This window comes from Pedobacter nototheniae (genome assembly GCF_032678625.1).
Taxonomy (GTDB): domain Bacteria; phylum Bacteroidota; class Bacteroidia; order Sphingobacteriales; family Sphingobacteriaceae; genus Pedobacter; species Pedobacter nototheniae_A.
Map to the genome: position 1 here is coordinate 429825 of NZ_JAVTSO010000002.1, position 17481 is coordinate 447305.

General features: G+C 35.8%; 15 protein-coding genes. 13 read left to right on the plus strand and 2 right to left on the minus strand.

Translation table 11 applies throughout. From position 1 onward, the window contains the following. The first annotated feature begins 10 nt into the window (after positions 1-10). From R2Q77_RS07610 to egtD, 7 genes are all read left to right on the plus strand, one after another. Positions 11-1315: a radical SAM protein gene (locus R2Q77_RS07610; protein WP_316803606.1), complete on the plus strand. Its 1305-nt coding sequence runs from the start codon at positions 11-13 to the stop codon at positions 1313-1315. Further along, positions 1296-3722: an outer membrane beta-barrel family protein gene (locus tag R2Q77_RS07615; protein WP_316803121.1), complete on the plus strand. Its 2427-nt coding sequence runs from the start codon at positions 1296-1298 to the stop codon at positions 3720-3722. Before R2Q77_RS07610 ends, R2Q77_RS07615 begins: the two co-directional genes overlap by 20 nt. A 209-nt stretch (positions 3723-3931) precedes the next feature. Beyond that, positions 3932-5317, plus strand: a complete 1386-nt coding sequence (locus R2Q77_RS07620) for a mercuric reductase (protein WP_316803122.1) — start codon at positions 3932-3934, stop codon at positions 5315-5317. 3 nt (positions 5318-5320) lie between these two features. After that, positions 5321-6280: an ABC transporter ATP-binding protein gene (locus R2Q77_RS07625; RefSeq protein ID WP_316803123.1), complete on the plus strand. Its 960-nt coding sequence runs from the start codon at positions 5321-5323 to the stop codon at positions 6278-6280. Beyond that, on the plus strand, positions 6273-7841 hold the full coding sequence (locus tag R2Q77_RS07630; RefSeq protein ID WP_316803124.1) for an ABC transporter permease/substrate-binding protein: 1569 nt from the start codon (positions 6273-6275) through the stop codon (positions 7839-7841). Before R2Q77_RS07625 ends, R2Q77_RS07630 begins: the two co-directional genes overlap by 8 nt. Continuing rightward, the gene (egtB, locus tag R2Q77_RS07635; protein WP_316803125.1) at positions 7841-8989 is read left to right on the plus strand and encodes an ergothioneine biosynthesis protein EgtB; all 1149 of its coding nucleotides are present in this window, start codon (positions 7841-7843) and stop codon (positions 8987-8989) included. The genes R2Q77_RS07630 and egtB overlap by 1 nt, the downstream gene beginning before the upstream one ends. Before the next feature lie 7 nt (positions 8990-8996). Beyond that, the gene (gene egtD, locus R2Q77_RS07640; RefSeq protein ID WP_316803126.1) at positions 8997-9968 is read left to right on the plus strand and encodes an L-histidine N(alpha)-methyltransferase; all 972 of its coding nucleotides are present in this window, start codon (positions 8997-8999) and stop codon (positions 9966-9968) included. Here the strand turns inward: egtD and R2Q77_RS07645 are convergent, their stop codons facing one another. Continuing rightward, a complete protein-coding gene (locus tag R2Q77_RS07645; protein WP_316803127.1) occupies positions 9969-11039 on the minus strand; it encodes an aminotransferase class V-fold PLP-dependent enzyme in 1071 nt (356 codons plus the stop codon). A 103-nt stretch (positions 11040-11142) separates the two neighbouring features. On the opposite strand from R2Q77_RS07645, the gene R2Q77_RS07650 reads away from it, so the two are divergent. From R2Q77_RS07650 to R2Q77_RS07670, 5 genes are all read left to right on the plus strand, one after another. Continuing rightward, complete coding sequence (locus R2Q77_RS07650) at positions 11143-11616, plus strand: DinB family protein (RefSeq protein WP_316803128.1); 474 nt, start codon at positions 11143-11145, stop codon at positions 11614-11616. A 24-nt stretch (positions 11617-11640) separates the two neighbouring features. Further along, the gene (locus R2Q77_RS07655) at positions 11641-12027 is read left to right on the plus strand and encodes a VOC family protein (protein WP_316803129.1); all 387 of its coding nucleotides are present in this window, start codon (positions 11641-11643) and stop codon (positions 12025-12027) included. A gap of 178 nt (positions 12028-12205) precedes the next feature. Further along, positions 12206-13264 (plus strand): sensor histidine kinase, encoded by a 1059-nt coding sequence (locus R2Q77_RS07660; protein ID WP_316803130.1) that lies wholly within the window; start codon positions 12206-12208, stop codon positions 13262-13264. Next, positions 13261-13953 carry a LytR/AlgR family response regulator transcription factor gene (locus R2Q77_RS07665; protein ID WP_316803131.1) on the plus strand — a complete coding sequence of 231 codons (693 nt, stop codon included), beginning with the start codon at positions 13261-13263 and terminating at the stop codon, positions 13951-13953. Before R2Q77_RS07660 ends, R2Q77_RS07665 begins: the two co-directional genes overlap by 4 nt. Before the next feature lie 14 nt (positions 13954-13967). Next, the gene (locus R2Q77_RS07670) at positions 13968-15734 is read left to right on the plus strand and encodes a CocE/NonD family hydrolase (protein WP_316803132.1); all 1767 of its coding nucleotides are present in this window, start codon (positions 13968-13970) and stop codon (positions 15732-15734) included. A 310-nt stretch (positions 15735-16044) separates the two neighbouring features. On the opposite strand, the gene R2Q77_RS07675 is transcribed toward R2Q77_RS07670, so the two are convergent. Then, positions 16045-16332: a hypothetical protein gene (locus tag R2Q77_RS07675; protein WP_316803133.1), complete on the minus strand. Its 288-nt coding sequence runs from the start codon at positions 16330-16332 to the stop codon at positions 16045-16047. A 224-nt stretch (positions 16333-16556) separates the two neighbouring features. Here R2Q77_RS07675 and R2Q77_RS07680 point away from each other — a divergent pair, with 224 nt between their 5' ends. Then, complete coding sequence (locus R2Q77_RS07680) at positions 16557-17474, plus strand: bestrophin family protein (RefSeq protein ID WP_316803134.1); 918 nt, start codon at positions 16557-16559, stop codon at positions 17472-17474. The last annotated feature ends 7 nt before the right edge of the window (positions 17475-17481 follow it).

Below are 17481 nucleotides of genomic sequence, written 5' to 3' on the forward strand. Positions count from 1 at the left end.
GGGTGTAATTATGGAACAGGCAGCAAAATTAAAATGTAATTTCGTGGTTTTGAAAATCGCGAGCAGATGCAATTTAAATTGTTCTTATTGTATCATGTATAACGTTGGAGACGATACTTACAAAAAGCAGCCTAAAGTTATGTCGGATAAAACAGTTGATGCACTGTTAAATCGAATTAAAACCCACTGCCTTGAACACAAAATCAATGTTTTTGATTTTAGTTTTCATGGGGGAGAACCGTTATTGGCTGGCCCGGAATTCTTTATTAAATTTACTCAAAAAGTTAAAGAAATTTTACCTCCGCATATTCAGGTATCCTATACACTGCAAACAAATGGCATTTTGATTAGTGATGAATGGTGTGATTTATTTGCACGGCTTGACATTTTTATTGCGGTAAGTTTAGACGGTACGCCCGAAGCAAATGATAAATTTAGAGTAGATCATGCCGGAAGAGGATCTTATAATGCAATAGTAAATGGTTTAAAAACAGCCCAAAATTCCAAAACACTCAATTATTCGCCAAATATCTTGTCCGTAATTAACGTCGAATCTGATCCGATAGAAGTATATAATCACTTTAAAAGTTTGGGTGTGCAAAGTGTCGATTTTATTCTTCCTCATAAAGTTCACGATAGTAAACCTTTAAGCCTTTATGAAAGGAATTTAAATGCAGAAGAAACTCCTTATGGAGACTGGCTGATTGCAATTTTTAATCAATGGTTTTATGAAAAAAAACCCAGACCCGAAATCCGGTTTTTTGATGTAATTATAGCCTGTATTTTAGGAATGGATGTGCCATTTGAATATTTGGGCGGTCAAAAAAATGAAATTTTAGTGATCGAAACTAATGGCGGTATTGAAGCCGTAGATTCGCTAAAAGCCTGCGGTAACGGATTTACAAAAAATGGAGTTAATGTACTAACACATGATATTGACGATGCTTTAGAAAATGAACTGGCCCAGGTATACAGTATGAGCCACCAGCTTTTATGCAAACAGTGCAGTTGTTGCCCAATTAAAAATGTATGCGGTGGCGGTTTCTTACCCGACCGTTACAGTAAGGAAAATGGATTTAATAATCCCTCTGTATATTGTCAGGATTTAACAAAAATTATCACTCATATCCAAAATGCAATTATTGGTTGTCTTAAACCTGCGGATAGAGCAGATTTAGAAATAAAACAATTAACTTATCTTGATGTCCGAAATAGCATCATAAACAAAATGAATGTAACTGCTGATCCAATATATCTGCCGATCCTGGAACAATTTAGACAACTCGATCCAGCTTATGAAAAGAATATTGCATAAATTATTATTCATCCTTTTTATTTTATTTTATTCATTTTCAGGTTATACACAAACAAAAATTATTAAAGGTCAGGTACTCGATGGAGCAGGGATAGCCTTAGTTGATGTAAATGTAGCCATTAGAAAAACAGCTGATTCAACCTTAATTGCTTATGGTGCTACCGATAAATCGGGTAATTTTCAGATAAGCATATCCGATAGTTCAACGGATGAAGCTTTTTTAATTGCTAAATTGATAGGTTTTAAGAATTACATTTCCAGTACCTGGGTAATTTCCAAACCGCTTAATTTCGAAAGCATCATTTTAGAAGAAGAAAAAACAAATTTAAAAGATGTTCAAATAACAGCCAAAAAGCGTTTTATTGTTCAAAAGAATGACAGAATCACTGTTAATGTAGAGAATAGTATTGTAAGCAACAGTGGCAATGTTCTTGATATGCTTCAAAAACTACCAGGCCTTACTGTTGATGCCGGTGGGAATATTTCGTTAAGAGGGAAGCAAGGCGTTCGGGTATATCTAAACGGGAAACAATCTTATTTATCTGCTTCCGACCTGGCCAATATGCTAAAATCTATGCCCAGTACCAATGTAAGCACTGTTGATATTATAGCCAATCCATCTGCAAGATTTGATGCTGCGGGAAACTCAGGGATTATTATAATTAACACAAAGAAAAATCTGAAAGACCTTTATTCCGCTTCAATTAGTTCAAGTGTTGGTGTCGGTAAATATTTCTTAACCAATGACGGGATAAATCTATCTGTCAATAAAAAAAATGTGAGTCTTTCTGCATCTTATTTTTACACCAACAATAAAACCTTTCGATTCTCGGATTTAAAAAGGAAAGTAACTAACGATGAAAACATCTATAACTTTAGCCAGTTGAGTGAAGGCCAAATTAAAGATGCTGGCAGTGCATACAATGTTAATGGCATAATCGATCTGAACAGTAAAAATAAGATTGGTTTCTCTGCAGATGGTTTTTCCAATAGCAATAAAGTAAATGAACTTAATACTACCCGGATTGCTACGCCACCAAGTCAATTAGATTCATCTTTGGTGGTTAACAATGCAGAACGTAATAAAACAAGGTTGTTTAGTAGTGGACTAAGCTACGAACTAAAAACAGATACTGCTGGAGGTAAATTGCATGCCGAAATTAATTATTCTACTTACAACCGGGATGGATTAGGTAATCTGCTCAATAATTATTACGATTTTAATGGCAGGGTTAAAAGAAACCCAGATTTACTACGCAATATAACGCCAACTAAAATTAATATTTTCAGTACTCAGATAGATCTTAATGGTGCGCTTTTCTTAGCCATTGATTATGAGGCCGGGCTTAAATATTCTAATGTTGAATCTGATAATAATTATCAGTTTGGTTCTATCACTAATAATGAATTTATCTTAAATACAAACCGTTCCAACTATTTTAAATATAAGGAAGACATTTATGCAAGTTATCTGAATTTTTCAAAGAAGATTTCTGAATATACAATTCAGCTGGGTTTTAGATTAGAGCAAACAAAATCTGCCGCCAACTCAGTTACGAATAATGTTATGGTTAACAGGTCTTATACGAACCTGTTTCCAAGTTTGTTTATTCAAAGGGAAATTAATGCCAATAATCAAATCAATCTGAATTATTCCCGAAGAATAGACAGGCCCGACTATCAAGATCTTAATCCATTTGTTTATTACAACGATCAGTATACGTATACCGTTGGTAATTCATTTTTAAAACCTCAGTTTACGGATAATTTTCAGCTGAGTTATACCTATAAAGAATTTACTTTAACAGCAGGTTTTAGCAATACGAAGGATGTAATTACCCAAATAACCCAACAGGATGATGAAACGAAGATTACCTATTCAACCCTTGAAAATCTTAACAAGCTTAAAAATTATAGCTTGAGTATTTCTGCACCGGTTACTTTTACAAAGTGGTGGGATAGTTATACGTATTTAGAAGGTTATCAGAATACTTATCAATCCGAACTTTCCGGGCAAAGATTAGATAATAGTAAATTTACAGTGAATGTTTTTACTGAACAAAATTTTAAAGTAATAAAAGATCTTTATGCCACCATATCATTTAACTACAGATCTTCTGCCTACAATGGCATTTTTTATTTCAAACCTGTTTATTTTATTAATACAGGCCTCCAAAACAAGTTTTTTTCCAATAAACTAAATGCTAAACTTTCTTTTGATGATGTTTTTAAAACCAGGAAAACCCGTGTAATTACTGATTATGCCAATATGGATTATCAACTGGAAAGTGGACGAGATACCAGACGTGTATTGCTAAGTTTATCGTACACCTTTGGTTCAAAAAAAGGCAAACCTAAAAGTATTAATGGTATGAATAAGGAAGAAAGAAGAAGGATAAAAAATTAAAGCAGTGAAGATCAATGTATGGTTGGTGTTCTCACCAACCAACTTAAAGTAGTTAGTGGTTTTTAATTTAATTTTTAGTTATTGTCACCAGCCAACTGAGGTAATTAATACGCATTATTTTATTCATACTTTCCAAACATTGACTTGATATTTTGGTTGTTTTAATGTACCGGAAGTTTTTATGATTTACCCGGGTTAATTATGAAGCAATGAAACATTATGATGCAATTATTATTGGTGCCGGGCAAGCCGGTGTTCCATTGGCTAAAAAGTTGGCATTAGCGGGTAAAAAAACTGCGATTATCGAAAAAAGATTTATTGGTGGCACTTGTATTAATGATGGCTGTACACCAACAAAAGCCATGGTTGCATCGGCTAAAATGGCTTATCAAGCCGGAAAATCTGCTCAACTGGGTATAGATACAGGAGCGTTAAAGGTTAATTTAAAAAAGATTAAGCAACGCAAAGATGAAATTGTTAAACAATTCAGAACTTCAGCAGAAAAAGGAATTGCATCAACCAAAGGCTTAAAGCTTTATATGGGAACAGCCAGGTTTAGTGGACAGAAAGAAATCACCATTTCTTTGGCTGATGGAAAACAAGAAATAATTACTGCAGACTGGATTTTTATTAATACAGGCGCTAAAACCGCAATTCCGGAGATAGAAGGAATAAACGAAACAAATTTCTTAACTTCAACAAGTATCCTTGATTTAGAGAAAGTACCAGAACATTTGTTGGTTATCGGTGGTAATTATATTGGGTTGGAGTTTGGCCAAATGTTTAACCGCTTTGGTAGCAAAGTGACGATTCTGGAGAAATCGGCCTCTATTTTATCCAAAGAAGATCAGGATATTTCTGTAGCATTAACCGAAATACTGGAATCAGAAAAAATAGAAATTATTACAAATGTAGAGGTGAATAAGTTTACTTCGAAAAAGAAAAATGAATTCGAGGTTGAACTAAAATCTGGTGCAAATGCGAGGCGTATAAAAGCCAGTCATGTATTAATTGCTGCAGGAAGGATACCGCAAACCAAGTTGCTGGATTTAGAGTTATGCGGTGTAAAAACGGATGATAAAGGATATATAATTGTTAATGAAAAACTGGAAACCAATGTAAAAGGAATTTATGCATTGGGAGATGTAAAGGGCGGACCTGCTTTTACCCATATTGCTTATAACGATTTTACCATTGTTTACCGAAATTTAATGGAAGGAACAAATTATAATATAAGCGACCGGCCAATACCTTATTGTATGTTTACTGATCCACAACTGGGGCGGATAGGAATTTCGGAAAGAGCGGCAAAGGATAAAAAACTGAACTATAAAGTAGTGGTTTTACCCATGTCATCTGTTGCACGAGGTATTGAGACTGGCGAAACACAAGGTTTAATGAAAGCAATTGTTGATGTGAAAAGCAAGAAAATATTGGGTGCTGCAATTTTAGCTTCAGAAGGGGGCGAAATTATGTCGGTACTTCAAATGGCTATGGAAGGCGAAATTACCTATGATAGAATACGATATTGCGTGTTTGCACATCCAACATATTCAGAATCGCTGAATAATCTTTTTATGAAAATTGAAGATTAAAGAATGATTGAACTCAAAGGTGTAAGTAAAAAATATGGTGAAACCACTGCTGTAAATCAAATTTCTTTTGAAGTAAAAGAAGAAGAAAACCTGGTTTTATTAGGTACAAGTGGTTGCGGTAAAACCACAACGCTTAAAATGATTAACCGTCTTATTGAGCCGGATGCGGGCCAAATTATCATTAACGGACATAATATTAAGCAGCAAAATGCCGAAGAACTGAGAAGGGGGATTGGTTATGTAATGCAAAATATTGGCCTCTTTCCTCATTATACCGTAGAAGAAAATATTACTGTTGTACCCAGATTATTAAACTGGAATAAAAATAAAACAGCAAGCAGGGTGCAGGAACTTGTAGAAAAACTTCGCCTTCCTGAAAATAGCCTTAAACTTTTCCCTAACGAACTGAGTGGCGGGCAGCAGCAAAGAGTAGGTTTGGCCAGGGCCTTGGTTGCAAACCCCGCGGTTTTATTAATGGACGAACCTTTTGGCGCACTCGACAACGTAACGAGGGCCAGCATTCAGCAAGAGTTTAAAGATTTAGAAGAACTGAAAAGGAAAACCATTGTAATGGTTACGCACGATGTGCAGGAAGCTTTTGAACTTGCTGACAGAATATGTTTGATGGATAAAGGCGAGATTATGCAAATTGGTACGCCTGCTGAATTGCTTTTTAATCCCGCGAACGCGTTTGCAAGAAAGTTTTTAGATGGGCAGCGATTAGCCTTAGAATTTAAAGTCATCCAAATTAAACACATTTGGTCTAATCTTCCTGATGCAACCCAGCAAGATGTTAAAGGTTTAAACCCCGATCTCAGTGTATGGGAAGCAATGGAAAAACTTCATTTAATACCTACTGGTACGCTTACATTTTCTAATTGTAAGGGCGAAATTAAATTGGTAGGTTTTAATGATTTAACAAAGGCTTTTAATCTGTACAAAAACGCTGGAAATCATGGATGAGCAACAAACACTATGGCAATTCATCTCCATGGAATCAGACAAATTGCTTAATCAAACCTTGCAGCATATTGGCTTAACCTTTATATCGCTGCTTTTAGCCATTGCAGTAGGGCTGCCGCTGGGTATTTTAATCGCCAGAAAACGTAAATTAGCTGGAGTAGTTTTAGGCATAGCGGGCATTTTACAAACCGTACCCAGTATTGCGCTTTTGGGTTTTATGATCCCGGTTTTAGGTATTGGAGCAAAACCTGCAATTGTAGCCTTGTTAATTTATGCATTGCTTCCCATTATCCGCAATACTTATACGGGTATTATCGGCATTGATAAACACATTACCGAAGCTGCAAAAGCTTTAGGCATGAGCAGAATCCAGATCCTGTTTAAAATAGAACTACCATTGGCAATGCCCGTTATCCTGGCTGGCATCCGTACAGCAACTGTTATTAATGTTGGCGTAGCCACTTTGGCATCTTACATAGCAGCCGGGGGGCTGGGCGAATTTATTTTTGGTGGGATTTCTCTTAACAACACAAATATGATTTTGGCCGGCGCCATTCCTGCGGCCTTGCTTGCTATTATACTCGATGGTTTACTTTCTTTTATTCAAAAACTTAATGTTAAAAAGCTCAGGAAAGTTTTAATTGCTTTTCCGGTTGTACTTATTGTTTTAAGCACGCTTTACATTTTACCATCTGCCTATGGTTCGGGCCTAAAGGCTGGTTTTACACCCGAATTTATGGGGCGGCAAGATGGAGATTTGGGACTGAAATCGGCTTATGGGTTAAAAATCCAAACGGTTGTAATTAGCGACGCAGTGATGTACAAAGCTGCTTTTTCCAAAGAACTGGATGTCGTTAGTGGTTACTCTACTGATGGAAGGTTAAAAGCCTTCGGGCTTAAAATTTTAAAAGATGATAAAGGAATTTTTCCTCCGTACTATGCCGCGCCAATTGTACTTCAATCCTCGTTAGAAAAGTTTCCTGCATTAGAGCAGGTTTTAAATCTTTTAGCAGGAAAAATTACAGATTCAATTATGACAGATCTGAATTACCGCACCGATTATCTTCATCAAACACCAGGTAGGGTAGCTAAAGATTTTCTGCTTAAAAATGGTTTATATAAATCACCGAAAAACGGTAATGCAGGAACGGTTAAAATCGGCTCTAAAATTTTTGGTGAACAATATATTCTTGCCGAAATTTATAGCATGTTGATTAAAGGGAATACCGATTATGAGGTAGAAACTAAAACAGGTTTAGGCGGTACTAAAATTTGTTTTGATGCTTTGATAAACAACCAGATTGATTTTTATCCTGAATATACCGGAACAGGATTACTTGCAATTTTAAAACCCAATGCTAAATTAATTGCAAACATTGTGCACAATAAAGATGCAACCTACAAGTATGTACAGGATGAATTTCGAAGGAAATATAAAATTAGCTGGTTAAAACCTATAGGTTTTAATAATTCTTATGCTTTAATGATGAGGGAAAAACAATCTGCAGAAATAGGTGTTAATACGATTACAGACCTTAAGAACTATCTCGATAAAAATTAATGAACCTTGCTGAAAAATACCTGAACATCCGAAAGTATTCTGAACAACTTTGTTCACCATTACAAACCGAAGATTATGTAGTTCAGCCAGTAGCAGATGTAAGTCCGCCGAAATGGCATTTGGGGCATACCACCTGGTTTTTCGAAACATTTATTCTGAAAGCATTTTCGGCCGCCTATGTTGTTTACAATGAGGATTACAATTTTGTATTTAACAGTTATTATGAAACGGTTGGGAATCGGGTAATCCGTACAGATAGGGGAAACTTAAGCAGACCCAGTGTAAACGAAGTTTACCAATACAGAGCTTATGTGGACGAAGCGATGGTTAAGTTTCTGGCAAATGAGGTTACAGCAGAAGTACAGGAGCTGATTACGCTTGGCTTTAATCATGAACAACAACATCAGGAATTGCTGCTAACCGATATTAAGTTTATTTTGGGTAATAATCCATTGTTCCCGGTTTACAGTGATTCTAAAATGGAAACTTTTTCATTTGCAACAGCTGAAAATATGCTGACCATTGCAGAAGGAATTTACGAAATTGGTTATGGGGGAAGTGATTTTTGTTTTGATAATGAACTCAACAGGCATAAGGTTTATTTGAATGAATTTTCGATAAGCGAATCGCTTGTTTCCAATCGGGATTTTATTGCATTTATTGAAGCCGGCGGTTATCAAAATTTTAATTTCTGGCATGCTGAAGGCTGGGATTGGATAAACACAAATAAGGTTGAAACACCAATGTACTGGTATAAGGTTGAAGGTAAATGGATGAATTATACCTTACAGGGTTTAAAGGAAATTGACCTGGAGCAGCCGGTAACACATATTAGTTATTACGAAGCCTATGCATATGCCAGTTGGAAAGGCATGCGTTTACCCACTGAGTTTGAGTGGGAAATTGCGGCTAAAAACTTTAATTGGGGCGAACGATGGGAGTGGACGGAGAGCGCTTATTTACCATATCCTGGTTTTAGTAAAGCACCCGGCGCCATTGGCGAATACAACGGGAAATTTATGGTTAATCAAAAGGTGTTACGTGGCGCATCAGTAGCAACGCCTGAAGGACATGGCCGCATTACTTATAGAAACTTTTTTCATCCACATTTAAGATGGCAATACACTGGTATTCGCCTTGCTAAATAGAATTTTTATGATTATTTCTACCGAAAAAACAACCGTCAGCAAAACTCAATTTCTTCAGGAAACCTTGGAAGGATTAAATGCCCGGCCCAAGCGCATGTCGTCAAAATATTTCTACGATGAAACAGGCGACCGCATTTTTCAGCAGATTATGAATATGGAAGAATATTACCTGACCAATGCCGAAATGGAAATTATGAAACATCAGGCAGATGCAATTGTTAAAACCATATCGGGTGATGGAAATGCTTTTGATTTAATTGAATTAGGCGCTGGTGATGCTACGAAATCTATTCATTTACTGAAAACACTGATCGATAAAAATCTAAATTTTAAATATTTTCCAATTGATATTTCCGAGCATGTAATTTCTGATCTGGAAATGAATCTACCCCAGAAATTACCGGCTTTGAATTTTCAGGGCTTAAATGGCGATTACTTCGATATGTTGAAAAAAGCTGCGGCAATTTCAGACAGAAAAAAAGTGGTTCTTTTTATGGGGGCAAATATTGGTAATATGAACACTGATGAAGCGAAGGAATTTTGTACCAGTTTGAAACAAATACTCTCGCCTGATGATATTTTGATTGTTGGCTTTGACCTTAAGAAAAATCCACAACAAATATTAAATGCCTACAATGACAAAGCGGGGATTACCCGGGCCTTCAATTTAAATTTACTGAACCGGATAAATCGTGAACTTGATGGTAACTTTGATTTAAATACTTTTGAACATTATGCAAGTTATGATCCTGAAACCGGTGCCTGCAAAAGTTATTTAATCAGTTTGAAAAACCAAACCGTAGAAATTGGCAATTCTACTATACATTTTTCAAATGGAGAATATATCTACATGGAAATTTCGCAGAAGTATTCTTTAACAGAAATTGATGAACTTGCCCGTTTTACCGGCTTTAAAGTTGTGCAATACTTTTCCGACCAGCAAAAATATTTTGTGGATGCGGTTTGGAAAGTTGCCTAATTAGCGTAGCACTTCAACTAAACGATTCAGGTCTTCTTCCGTATTGTAAAAATGAAAAGATATTCTCGTTCCGGTTCCTCTTGGTGAACAAAGAATTTTTTCCGCTTTCAGTTTACTTACAATTGGTTTTTGCAGAGGCATACTCATAATAGTCGATTGTTCTTTTCTTTTCATTACCCAATCTTCAAGTAAGCCTTTTTCGTGCAAAGCTACCCTTGCTTTATCGGTTAGTTTCTGCGTTATTTTTTCAATAAAATCAAAACCAATGCTTTTTAAATAGTTTATTCCCTGATTTAGGGTGCCAAAACTTAAACTATCCAAATGACCTGGTTCTAAACTAAGCGATAAATGATCCCTTCCACTTAAAAACGGGGCCGTAGGCAAAACCGACTGTTTTCTGTTGTCATAAACACTATTTTTCATCGCATCAGATAAGAAAATATAAGCGTTTCCATAACCACCTAAAAGCCATTTATAGCCACTTCCAATCAGAACATCTAAGCCTGATTTTTCGAAATCAAACACGCTTGTTCCTAAAAACTGTGTACCATCAGCAAACAGAATCAAATCAGGAAAATTTGCCTTTAAATTTTTTATAAAATCACTTTGCATCTTGATTCCGCTAATGTACTGAACCAGGCTAAAGGCAAAAACAGTAGGTTTAAATTTTTCAATAGAACTTAAAATATGCTCTTCCAGGTTTGCATCGATTGGAATTTCTAAAAACTCAAAACCTCTGCTTGTAACCGGATAACTTACAGAGGGATAATCCTCTTTTAAGAGCAGAAATCGATGCTTTTGATCAATACCATCCAAAATGGTATTAAATCCGATCGAAAAATTTGGACTTAAAAATATATTTTCCTTTTGTAAAGAAAAAACATCAGCGAGATTAATCCTCAGTTCTTCCATAATATTCAGGCTATCCGCTCGGAAAAGGCTGCCACCTTGAACAAAATCCGCATCATGTTGCTGGCGCCAGTTTGCAATACTGGTGGATAATAAACCCGAATTTGCTGTATTTAGGTAAGTATAGTGATTAAGAATTGGAAAGGATTCATGGAAAGTCATTTCCAAAAATAACACAATTGATTTTACAAATCCATAGTTTAATAAGCAAATGAAAAAAACAGAAGTCAAATACGTTTGTTTATAAGGGAGTTATAGGTTTGATATGGAGAATAAAGAAATATTGATTGCCGAATTGAAAAAAGTATTAAACGGTGGTACTGCACACGTAGGCTTGAAAGATGCAGTTGCCGGTTTACCATTTAATTTGCTAAGTGAAAAACCACACCAACTTCCTTATAGTATCTGGCAATTGGTTGAGCACATTCGAATTGCCCAATGGGATATGCTGGAATTTAGTAAAGATGGCAATCATAAATCACCAAAATGGCCTGATGAATATTGGCCTGAAGATCCTGCACCGAAAAATGAAAACGACTGGAAAAACTGCCTGAAGCAGATTGAGGATAACTTAAATGAATTTATAAAGCTTATAGAATCAAAAGATGTTTTTGAGAACATTGCCAATGGCAGCGGACAAAACATTTTGCGGGAAGCTTTGCAAATAGCAGATCATAATGCCTATCACATTGCCGAAATTATTGTAATTCGTCGCTTGCTAAATGCCTGGAAATCTTGAAGAAAATATTAATTAAAAAAAATAATGATGTTAAAAAACGCAAAAGCTTTTAGCTCGTTTGCAGTAAACGACATAGCACAAGCAAAAGATTTTTATCAGAATATGCTTGGTTTAACCGTTAAGGATAATCCAATGGGTATTATAGAACTTAATCTTGATGGAACTTCAAACATTATGATTTACCCAAAACCGAACCATGAACCTGCAACTTTTACGGTGCTTAATTTTCGCGTTGCAAATATAGATGATGCGGTAGATGGTTTGATTAAGAAAGGCATAACCTTTGAACAATATGACGAAGCATACCTGAAAACGGATGAAAAGGGCATTTTTAAAGGAGATAAAGGCCCTCACATAGCTTGGTTTAAGGACCCATCCGGTAATATTTTATCCGTTTTGGAAGAAAAATAAATGCAAGGTAAATAGGTTAATGAACAAATAAGGCTTGTGAACGGATACATTTTTATAGGATTTCTTTTCACAAAGAAAGGGCTACAGCAATAACGTTTATCCCCGTAAATCTGCGTTCCTGTATTTTATTTTTTTTCTTCAGATTAGATTTCGTTGTTTTGTTTTCAATCAAAAAGCATTGAAAAAGAAACTCAATATATCTCTTTACTGGCAGTGCCAGATTATAGGATGGTCTGTAGCCTCCTTATACTGGTCTTTACAGGGCTGGGTAAACGCTGGATTCAGGTGGGATTTAGCTGTGGTATATTTTGCTTCTGACTTGGGTATTTATATTTTTATTACGCATTTGTACCGTAATTTTGCCCAAAAAAACCAATGGCAAAATTTGCCTCTACAACATTTAATTCGAAGACTGGTTATAGCAATTCCAGTAATGGCCATTATTTATACGGCGGTTACCATTTCAAAAATTTATTTAATCAGATCTCTATTTTCTATCCTAAGTGATTCGTTCTTCCCTGATTTTTTTATAGCAAACTGGGGAAATATTTTTATTGCGGGTATACGTCTGATGGCTATATGGCTTTTAGCTTACCATTTATATCATTATGCCAAAAGGGAAATAAGACTATCGGTAGAAAATGCAAGGCTTGAGTTGAGTTTCAAACAAGCGCAGCTTGATAATCTTTCGGCACAACTCAATCCTCATTTTTTATTTAATGCACTAAACACCATTAAATCATTGGTTTTTTCAAATCCAGATTCGGCAGGGCGGGGCATAGATTTATTAAGTGAACTTTTAAGAAATGGCCTTTACAGCGGCGATAAAATGATGATACGGTTAAACGAAGAAATTGATCTGGTAAGAGACTATTTAGAACTTGAACAGCTAAGAATGGAAGAGCGGTTGAGTTATGATTTGGACTTTGATGTATCACTTTCGGGAATTAAGGTTCCAAGATTGTCCATTCAGATCCTGGTAGAAAATGCAGTGAAACACGGGGTTTCATTAATAAATGAAGGCGGAAAAATCGAGATTTCTGTATCCGAGCAATCTGGCTTTCTCAATATTCTGGTATCCAATCCTGGATTGTTGTTGCCAGAATCTAACTCAATTGGTATAGGCCTGCATAATTTGAAAGAACGTTTAGATATAGGATATAATGGCAAGGCCTCTGTTTCAATTCATGAAAATGAAGGTCGTATTGAAGCGATGATTAAAATTCCTGCACAATGAAAACAATCAGAACAATAATTATAGATGATGAGCGTGCAGCCCGGCAGGAGATTATCCGCATGCTGGCCAATTATCCGCAAATAATAGTTTTAGCAGAAAGTGCCAATGCAGATGAAGCAGAATCCATGATCGAGTTGTTAAAACCTGACCTGATTTTTTTAGACATTCAGATGCCAGGACGTTCGGGCTTTGAGTTACTGGAAACATTACAGTTTATGCCCCAAGTTATATTCATCACGGCATTCGATCGCTATGCGATTAAAGCATTTGAGGTTAATGCAATGGATTATCTTTTAAAACCTGTAAGAATTGAACGTTTTGCAAAAGCCATTGATAAAGTAATCGAAAATTTAAACCACGCACCGCAACCCTCAGTTTTTGTTAGAGACAAAGGTGATTACCATCTTGTAAAATGGAAAGACATTTATTTGATAAACTCTGTTGAAAATTACGCCAGCCTTCATTTTGGTGAAAAGACTTTACTTATTAAAAAATCCCTTAATAAAATAGAAGCCGATCCCGATTGCCAAATGTTTTTTAGGGCAAGTCGTGGGCAAATGTTCAATATGGATCATGTTAGTGAAATTAAAAAAGATAATACAGGCATGTTTGTTCAGCTAAGATCGGGAGATGTGGTCAGGATTTCCGAACGACAGGGAGCCAAATTCAGACAACTAAAAAAAGGATAATCAAAAAAAATATAATGAATAAATTAAACTTAATGAAAATTGGTATGGCCGCGCTATGCCTGCTTATTGGCACTAAAATAAGGGCACAGCAACTCACACTCCCCGATAAACAAAATTATATTATTGAGGACAGTGTAATGATAAAAACCCAATATGGAGTAACATTGTCTGCTGTGGTTGTTAGAAAAAAAGGAGTAATACAAAAGCTTCCGGCGGCATTGATGTATTTTATCTATTCAAACACCAACAGAAGTTTGACAGAAGCTAAATATGCTGCCGACCATGGCTATGTAGGAATTGTGGCAGATTCAAGAGGCAAACGGTTAAGTGAGGATCAGGCCGTACCTTATGAACATGAAGCTAAGGATGTGAATGCGGTTATAAGCTGGATTACCCACCAAAACTGGAGTGATGGCCGGGTGGCGATGTATGGAGGTAGTTATTCGGGATTTGCACAGTGGGCAGCTACCAAATACCTGCACCCTGCACTAAAAACTATGGTGCCATATGTTGCAGCAATTCCCGGTTTAGGGCTGCCAATGGAAAACAATATTTTTTTGAATGCTAATTATCAGTGGGCCTTTTACGTAACCAATAACAAATTCACCGATAATGTAGTCAATAACGATCGAGAACGGTGGAGGAGGATGAGAATCAACTGGTGGAAAAGTGGTGCAGCCTATAATAAGATAGACAGTATAGATGGAACGCCCAATCCCTGGCTGCAGAAATGGCTTTCCCATCCAGATTATGATGCCTACTGGCAATCTATGGTGCCCTTTAAAAATGATTTCAAAAATATTAATATACCTGTACTCAGCATAACAGGTTATTATGATGACGGACAGATTTCGGCACTTGAATATTTGAGAGAACATTATAAATATAATCCGAAGGCCAAACATTATTTAATTATTGGTCCTTATGATCACATTGGCGCTCAAAATGGAGGAGTAGCTAATTTAAGAGGATATCAGGTAGATCCTGTAGCACTTATTAACACGCGTGAAATAACATTTCAATGGTTTGATTACATCCTTAAAAATGGAAAAAAGCCTGAATTGTTAAAAGATAAGATAAACTTTCAGGTTATGGGTGCGGGCGTTTGGAAACATGCTCCGGCTTTGGATAAAATGGAAAATGAAAAGGTACGTTTCTATCTGGATACCGAAGCTGGAAAATCAAAGGTATTGGTTGCACAGAAACCCAAAAAAGCAACTTTCATGGAACAGGTTGTTGATATGAAAGACAGAAATTCTTCAAATAATGATTATTACCCTTCTCCAATAATAAAAAAGGAAATCGACCGGGAAAACGGCCTGTTTTTTATCAGTAAACCATTTAATAATGCCGTTTCCATATCAGGTGCTCTTCAAGGCGAATTGAAAGCCATAATTAATAAAAAGGACATGGATGTTGGCGTTGTACTATATGAAATTACCCCAAGTGGAACATACTTTCAGCTTTCATACTTTATGGGAAGAGCAAGTTATTCGAATGATATGACCAAAAGAAAATTACTTGTTCCGGGCAAGCTTGAAACCATAGCATTTTACCGATCGAGGATATTTAGCAAACAATTGCAAAAGGGGAGCAGGTTGCTCCTGGTTTTAAATATTGATAAAAATTCTTTTGCTCAGATTAATTATGGAACTGGGAAGGATGTAAGTAAAGAAACCATTTTGGATGCCGGAGCACCTTTAAAAATAAAATGGTCTACAGAAAGTTTTATTGATTTGCAAATATCTAACTTATCAGGAGAAAAAAAGATTCGAAAATAATGATAATCATTTAGGTAATTAGTAATAAGGTTTGTTCCGGTTTAAATTACTTTCTTCTTTCTAACTTCAACATTATAACTGTCTTTCGCCTGGTTGTTTTGTGCAACTACACATAGTTGACTTAAAATTAGGGTCAGGATAACCGTTATGAATATTTTTTTTCATGTTTCATTTTATGAAAAACCTTAAAGTATGCAATATATATGCTTAAACGATATAAAGGAGATCTGAAATAAACGTACTTCATTATATTCGTACATTAGAATTAACTAACAGACAAATGAAATCAGCTTTTGAAAATTACCTTTATTTACTTTCCGGCAGGTAACATTTTCACATTACAAATACATTCCAATTTCTGAAAAACTAAATAATTAATATAAGCTTCCTTTATTTCCAGCTGAAAATCGTGCAAAGTATCATTAATAAATTGTGCAAATGATTTTTCGCTGTATTCAAAATTATAATCAGAAGGTATAAAAAATATAATAGTATTGTCTACGCCAAAATATACTTTCCAGTTTAAGTCTTTAAATAAGATTTCAAACCGTTTGCCTACGGCAAATACATAATCATTGGCTTCATTTTCAATTGTCATAAGGGTGGGATATATTTGCGTCAAATATAAGTTTTATTGTGCTTATGTATTATAAATTAGTAAATAATTTACGTGTATTTGTGGGTTATATTTTGTTGTTTATGATGCATGTGTTGTATTTTTACTAAATCAGGATTTATTAAGCAATAGGAGCGTTCTCCATTTTGTTTTTAAGTTTCGGCTGCGTTCCTGTGCCATTGAAAAATAATCCGGATATTTACGCAATGATCATAAGGAAAAGAGAACACTGGTTTCGGTTGCTTTTTGTTTGGCATGGTTCCGTACTTCCGAGGCTGTTACCCCGTTTGGCTTTGCTTTTTATATTTGCATTAGGTGTAGTTTATTTACATGGTGCAGTTTTTTCGTTCAAAATACCACTTAATCCGGCTCCGTTTACACTTTTTGGCATTGCATTAGCACTTTTTTTAGGCTTTCGTAACAATGCCAGTTATGAAAGATTTTGGGAGGGAAGAAAACTTTGGGGTGCATTATTAAATGATACACGATCATTGGCCCGGCAGGCCATTACGATAAGCGGGTATACCACTGAAAATCAGGAAGTAAATAACTTTGTACGTTTATTAATTGCCTTTACTTATGCTTTAAAACACCAGTTGCGCGGCACAGAAGCTAAGGCAGATATGGAGCAAAGATTACCTGCCAATGTAGTGGCTGAAATTTTGCCAGCACAATATAAGCCTATCCTGTTATTAAAAAAGATGGGCGTTTGGGTACAGGATGCAAAGTTGTCCGGAAAGATTGATTCAATTATACAGGCTACGTTTGAAGAGAATTTTAATAAACTATCTGATATTGTGGGTGGGTGCGAAAGAATTGCGTCAACACCGATTCCATACAGTTATAGGGTATTGCTCCACAGGACTGTTTACCTGTATTGTTTTTTGCTTCCATTTGGACTGGTTGATAGTTTGGGCTGGTTAACGCCTTTGATAGTGGTTTTTATAGCCTATACTTTTGTAGCCTTTGAAGCCATTGCCGATGAAATAGAAGAGCCTTTCGGAACAGAAGCCAATGATTTGGCATTAAATTCAATGTGTGAAATGATAGAATCGACTCTTTTAGAAATGGCAGGAGAACCCTTACCTAATTTTCCGCAAAAGACAGGGTACATCACTGATTAAAAGAGGA